Source organism: Chryseobacterium gossypii, assembly GCF_041361455.1.
GTDB lineage: Bacteria > Bacteroidota > Bacteroidia > Flavobacteriales > Weeksellaceae > Chryseobacterium > Chryseobacterium gossypii.
The window spans coordinates 74746-81591 of record NZ_JBGCUR010000014.1; the positions used below are offsets into that span (position 1 = coordinate 74746).

Genomic DNA, 6846 nt, shown 5'->3' on the forward strand with positions numbered 1-6846 from the left:
CTTAATTTAAGTTTTTCTGTTTTTTAGCTTTTATAAATCCATTGGCAATAATAGCCAGTATCATAACGGCCGATGCTATATAAAATATAGAACCCATATGTTCTGATTCCCCAAAGATAAAAAAAGCTAATATAATTCCGTAAACCGGCTCCAAATTAACTGTTAAAATTAGTGTAAAAGGCGAAATATATTTCATCAGCTTTACTGATTCCAGCATGGGAAAAGCAGTGAAAACACTTGCCAACAAGCATATTAACGCCAGATCCCTGTAGTTTATTTCATTCATTTGAAAAATTTGCCCTGATAACAAATAAAATATCAATAAAATAGACCATCCACAGAAAATTTCATAAAAAATGATGTTTTCGGGGCTTGTTTTTCCAAACATTTTCCCGTTAAATACGGAGAATATAGTCCCGCATATCGCGCACAATACCCCAAATAGGATCCCTACCTTATACTGAAACTCTGTTTTAAAGATCAGCAGGATACATGCTACGATCACTATTCCCATCACAACCTCCGATACATCGATCTTCCTTTTGAATATGACAGGCTCCAGTACAGATGCAAATAATGTTGATAATGAGAGACAGCTTAACGCAATGGAAACATTTGAAACTTTAATGGAATAAAAAAAGCAGAACCAGTGAAGGGCCATGGCAAATCCTATTGCTGCCAGCTGGAAAAATACTTTTTTAGAGACCCTTATACTTTCTTTTTTGTAGATCCTGATAAATATGAACAGGAAAACTGCGGCAAACAGCATCCTGTAAAAAACGAGGATTTGTGCATTTGCATAAATCAGTTTTCCTAAAATTGCAGTAAATCCCCACAAAAAAACAATTAAATGCAATCTGAAAAGAGCTAATTTATGCATATCTAAGCTATTGGAGTTTTTTTTAACATGCAAATTTACAAATAGCTTTTACAAATATTATAAAAAAACTAAATTTACTCTAAATAAAAGTGCCTATGGAATTTTTAGAAGTCTTTTCATCGGCAAATGCCTGGTTTGCACTGCTTACCCTTACATTTTTGGAAATTGTACTGGGTATAGATAATATCGTTTTTATTTCAATTGTTTCCAATAAAATAGAACCGGAAAATCAAAGGAAGGTACGGAATACAGGTCTTTTTCTTGCCATGCTTTTCAGGATCGCCTTACTTTTCGGTATCCAGTGGATCGTAAGCCTGAATCAGCCATTATTTAATATCAGCTGGTCATGGCTTAGCGGTTATGTTACCGGGCAGTCAATCATTATTTTTTCGGGTGGTCTATTTCTTTTATATAAATCGGTTACAGAAATCCATCATAAAATTGAAGGCGATGAGCAGCCGGATATTTCAGCTGGTAAAACTTCACTTTGGGGATCTATATTTCAGATCGCCCTTCTGAATATAGTGTTTTCTTTTGATAGCATCTTAACAGCTGTTGGCCTGGTAAGTTTCAAAGAATTTGGCAATAGCGGGGCCCTAACAATCATGACCACGTCGGTGGTCATTTCTATTGGCATCATGATGCTTTTTGCAGGTCCTGTAAGCAAGTTTGTAGGCGGACATCCCACAATCCAGATCCTGGGACTTTCCTTTCTGCTGTTGATCGGGGTAATGCTTTTGGCTGAGGCCTCTCATTTAGGACATTTCAGTCTCTTTGGCCAGGAAGTCGGTATTATTCCTAAAGGCTATCTGTATTTTGCCATTTTTTTCTCTTTAATGGTAGAATTTATCAACATGAAGATGAGAAAGAATATTAAACTTCTGAATAACAGCCATAAAAAACCCTGAAAGTTTGTTCAACTTTCAGGGCCTTCAAATAATAAACTATTAAAAAAATAAACTAGGAACTTAGAGTATTTACATAGAGAATACCTCTCTATTACTCTGATGTAAAGTTAGAAAAAATATCACTTATTTAAAAATATTTTTTTGTTAAAAATTTCACAAATTTCTGATAACCAACAAATTAAACACTTGTTTATTTCAGTCTGAAATTCCTTATAAAAATAGTATCTTTAAACGAAAAAATTGAAAGTTTTATGGACATTGAATTCAACAAACGAGAAGATCAAAACCGATTAAAATTATCAGAAATAAATCGAATACTCGCCGATATCAAAAAGGGAGGCGGGGAAAAAAGGCTTCAAAAACTTCATGAGGAAGGGAAAATGACAGCAAGAGAAAGAATTGAATATCTTCTTGACAAAGATTCAGATTCCATAGAGATCGGGGCTTTTGCAGGCTATGAAATGTATGAAGAGCACGGTGGATGCCCAAGCGGAGGTGTGGTCGTGGTTGTCGGATATGTTTCCGGAAGACAGTGTATTGTTGTTGCCAATGACGCTTCAGTAAAGGCCGGCGCCTGGTTCCCCATCACGGGAAAGAAAAACCTGAGGGCTCAGGAAATAGCGATGGAAAACCGGTTGCCAATCATTTATCTAGTAGATTCTGCAGGGGTTTACCTTCCTATGCAGGATGAAATATTCCCTGATAAAGAACATTTTGGAAGGATTTTCCGGAATAATGCCAAGATGAGCTCCATGGGAATCATCCAGATTTCCGCCGTCATGGGAAGCTGCGTTGCAGGAGGAGCCTATCTGCCCATCATGAGTGATGAAGCCATGATTGTGGACAAGACAGGTTCCATCTTTTTGGCCGGAAGCTATCTTGTGAAAGCTGCAATAGGTGAAAGCATTGATAATGAAACTTTAGGAGGAGCTACCACCCATTGTTCCATTTCCGGAGTAACGGACTATAAAGCGAAAGATGACAAGGATGCCTTAGACAGGATTAAAAATATCATGAAGTCTATCGGAAGTACTGAAAAAGCGGGCTTTGACAGGATTGAAAGCTTTCCTCCAAAGGAAAACCCGGATAATATCTTCGGTATTATGCCTGCTTCCAGAGCCGAGCAATATGATACCTATGAAATCATAAAGTGTCTGGTAGACCAGTCAGAATATGAAGAATATAAGCCAGATTATGGCAAAACTATCATCTGCGCTACAGCCAGAATTGACGGATGGTCTGTAGGAATCGTGGCCAATCAAAGAAAAATGGTGAAAAGCGGAAAAGGAGAAATGCAGTTTGGCGGTGTGATCTATTCGGATTCTGCAGATAAGGCAACCAGGTTTATTGCCAATTGTAATCAAAGAAAGATACCTTTGGTCTTCCTTCAGGATGTCACGGGATTCATGGTAGGCTCAAAATCTGAGCATGGAGGGATCATCAAGGACGGTGCCAAAATGGTAAATGCCGTTTCCAATTCCGTTGTACCTAAATTTACTGTTATTACCGGGAATTCTTACGGAGCAGGAAATTACGCCATGTGTGGAAAAGCTTATGATCCCCGGCTAATCGTTGCCTGGCCCTGGGCAGAATTGGCAGTAATGGGTGGAGCTCAGGCTGCCAAGGTTTTAGCTCAAATCCAGGAAGCCACTCTAAAAAAGCAGGGAAAGGAAATATCTGAAGAGGAACATAATGAGATCCTGGATACCATTTCTAAAAGATATCAGAAACAAACGGAAGCTACGTATTCTGCAGCAAGACTTTGGACAGACGCCATAATCAACCCGGTTGACACCAGAAAATGGATATCCATGGGAATTGAAGCTGCCAATCATTCTCCTATTACTGAAAAATTCAATTTGGGAGTGATTCAGGTATGACGACACTGACCAACCTCATTAATAACGATAAAAGAAAGCTGTGAATATGATATCCACAGCTTTCTTTATGAAACAAACGTCAGGCTATTATGAAAAAAACACTCCTGTTCTGAATCTTTCTTTATTCAGCTTTTTATTTACCGCAAGCCCCCAAAGGATAAATTCTTTAAGGAACAGAATATCCTCCTGCTTTGTATCCGGCTGATATTTCTCTATGATACTGTTGAGCGGAGCTATACGATTAAGATTTTTCGCATACGTTTCGTCCGGAGATTCGTCTGTGATTTCCAAAAAGCCATTATCTTCCAGGAACCAGTCGGTAACCTGGTGATATGGACCCCGCACATCTTTTTTTTCCAGCTTTTCAACTTTTGGAAAATATGATGTGAACAGGGTTTTTACAGCATTATCGATCAGCATTTCGGCTACCGCTTCTGCACCTTCCTGTTCTCCTTCATACACCAGCTCAACCTTCCCTGTAATGGCCGGAATTACTCCTGCGAAATCACTTAACCTTACGGTAGTTTTTTCGTCTCCTGTCAATAAAGACCTTCGTTCTGCCGTGCTTAATAAATTTTCAAATGCGGTTATGCTCATCCGGGCGCTAACTCCGCTTTTGGAATCTACATACTCACTGTCACGGGCCTCAAAGCCAATCTGCTCTAAAAGGTCCTTAGCCAGTGAAGGTACATATATTGTATTTTCCAGACGGCTATCCAGACTTAATTCATATTTTGTAATTTCTTTGGAAATATGGATATTTTCAGGATAGTGCGTAAGGATCTGTGATCCGATACGGTCTTTAAGCGGAGTGACAATGCTCCCCCTGTTGGTATAATCTTCGGGATTAGCCGTGAATACAAACTGAATGTCCAAAGGCATTCTAACTTTAAAGCCCCGGATCTGTACATCACCTTCCTGAAGGATATTAAATAAAGAAACCTGTATACGTGCCTGAAGGTCCGGCAGCTCATTGATAACAAAAATACATCTGTTAGCACGGGGGATCATTCCAAAGTGAATGACACGATCATCAGCATAAGAAAGCTTTAAGTTGGCTGCTTTGATCGGATCAACATCACCGATAAGGTCTGCAACCGTCACATCCGGAGTAGCCAGCTTCTCAAAAAAACGTTCATCTCGGTGCAACCATTCTATAGGAGTATCATCACCTTTCGTTTCAATAAGCTCTTTAGCATAACGTGAGATCGGGTTGAATGGATCATCATTGATCTCGCTGCCTCCAACAAAAGGAATCCATTCATCCAGCAGTGTCGTCATCATTCTCGCAAGCCGGGTTTTAGCCTGGCCTCTCAAGCCTAATAAATTGATATTATGCCGGCTGAGAATAGCATGTTCCAGCTGAGGAATAACCGTATTCTCATATCCGAAGATGCCTTCAAATACTGTTTCCTTATTGCGGATCTTCTCTCTTAAATTATCCCTTAATTCATCCTTAATGCTTTTTACTTTATACCCTGCTGTTTTTAACGAACCTAATGTTTTTATATCCGGTCTTTCAGTCATTTTATAATTCATTATTTATAATTATTGATATCCCTGTTGCTTTAAATATCAATTTTAGTGTTTATATTAACGTATTCTTTTTTTACGGTTAGCCTCATAATCCTCAAAAATCATCTGTCCTAAACCGTTAAGGCCTGTGTAAAAGGCTTTTCCCTGGTTGGCTTCCGTAAACTCTCTCACAAAATATTGGAGATAAGGGTCCTGGGCAATCATAAAGGTGGTGATGGGAATATGCAACCTCCGGGCCTGAGCTGCCATGTTATAGCATTTTTGAACGACATACTCATCCAGACCATAGGAATTCATATAATAGGTGCCATCCGGCTGACGTACACAACTGGGTTTTCCGTCAGTGATCATGAAGATCTGTTTATTGGTATTCCGCTTTCTTCGCAGGATATCCATAGCCAACTGAAGACCTACGACCGTATTGGTATGATATGGACCTACCTGCAAATACGGCAAATCTTTTATTTTAACAGGCCAGGCATCATCCCCGAAAACAATGATATCCAGGGTATCTTTCGGATAGCGTGTAGTAATAAGTTCCGCCAGTGCCATTGCTACCTTTTTGGCAGGAGTTATCCGGTCTTCCCCGTATAGGATCATACTATGGCTGATGTCGATCATCAAAACGGTGCTCATCTGAGACTGGTGAATGCTATCTTCCACAACCAGGTCATCCTCGGTAAGCTGGAAGTCACCGATTCCATTATTGATCTGTGCGTTTTTTAAGCTTTCTGTTATAGAAATTTTTTCTACAGGATCGCCAAAATGGTAATTCCGAAATTCTCCTGTTGTATCATCGCCTGACCCGCTTTTGTTAGTTTTATGATTTCCGTTTCCACTTTTCTCCAGATTCCCAAAGATTTGGTTAAGTGCATGCTTACGAATGTTCTGTTCCATTTTCGCACTTAAGCGTATTCCATTTCCACCGCCATTAGGGTCTACTTCCTCACGGATGTATCCCTTTTTCTTAAGATCTTCGATAAAATCATCTATAGTATAGTCTGGTGTGGTAAGCTCATATTCTTCATCCAGCATCCTAAGCCAGTCTATGGCTTCATCAAAATCCCCTGAGGTATGGGTCAACAAATCTGTAAAAATTTCCAGCAGCCGGTCAAACACGGATAGTTCCGGTGGTCTGTAAGTTTCAAATCTGAAGCCTCTCACAATATGCTTTTTCATAACATAAAATTACAATATAAATCGAGAGGTCACTAAAGATTTGTTCTATTTTAATATTTATTAATAAAAATAATCTATTGGGTTTCATTGAAAGAAGATCAGTATTGTTTTCCAGGTCATAGGGGATCATATCATACGGAACCACCTGGTGGTTCAGGGCCTGTTATTCTTTATTCACGGGTCTCTTACAGCTGATCTGTCAGTATGATGGGGGTTTGCAGTACAGAAAAGAGCAGGGAAGAACGAGGAACAGCAGCAATAAGAATCAGCTCCAACCATCGTAACCTACCTTTACTACTCAATAACATCACACCATCACCTGCATCAGCAACCTAAATAATAAAATAAAACAAGATAAAGATAAAAGGTAAGAGATAAAGGTAAAAGGTAAAACAAAATAAATAAAATAAAAAAACCTCATACATGGCTGTATGAGGTTTATTATAAAAACTGGCGGTGACCT

At 39.1% G+C, this 6846-nt stretch carries 5 protein-coding genes; 2 read left to right on the plus strand and 3 right to left on the minus strand.

Features of this window, described 5'->3' with window-relative positions:
* Position 1 precedes the first annotated feature (1 nt).
* Positions 2-880 (minus strand): DMT family transporter, encoded by an 879-nt coding sequence (locus ABMQ40_RS09615; protein WP_370898977.1) that lies wholly within the window; start codon positions 878-880, stop codon positions 2-4.
* 95 nt (positions 881-975) lie between these two features.
* Between ABMQ40_RS09615 and ABMQ40_RS09620 the strand changes: the two genes are divergently transcribed.
* Positions 976-1788, plus strand: coding sequence for a TerC family protein (locus ABMQ40_RS09620; RefSeq protein ID WP_370898979.1), 813 nt, complete (start codon positions 976-978; stop codon positions 1786-1788).
* Between the two features lie 251 nt (positions 1789-2039).
* Positions 2040-3668, plus strand: a complete 1629-nt coding sequence (locus tag ABMQ40_RS09625) for an acyl-CoA carboxylase subunit beta (protein ID WP_370898981.1) — start codon at positions 2040-2042, stop codon at positions 3666-3668.
* An 87-nt stretch (positions 3669-3755) separates the two neighbouring features.
* On the opposite strand, the gene ABMQ40_RS09630 is transcribed toward ABMQ40_RS09625, so the two are convergent.
* Complete coding sequence (locus ABMQ40_RS09630; protein WP_370898983.1) at positions 3756-5207, minus strand: AAA family ATPase; 1452 nt, start codon at positions 5205-5207, stop codon at positions 3756-3758.
* Between the two features lie 54 nt (positions 5208-5261).
* On the minus strand, positions 5262-6383 hold the full coding sequence (locus ABMQ40_RS09635) for a vWA domain-containing protein (RefSeq protein ID WP_370898985.1): 1122 nt from the start codon (positions 6381-6383) through the stop codon (positions 5262-5264).
* Between the last annotated feature and the right edge of the window lie 463 nt (positions 6384-6846).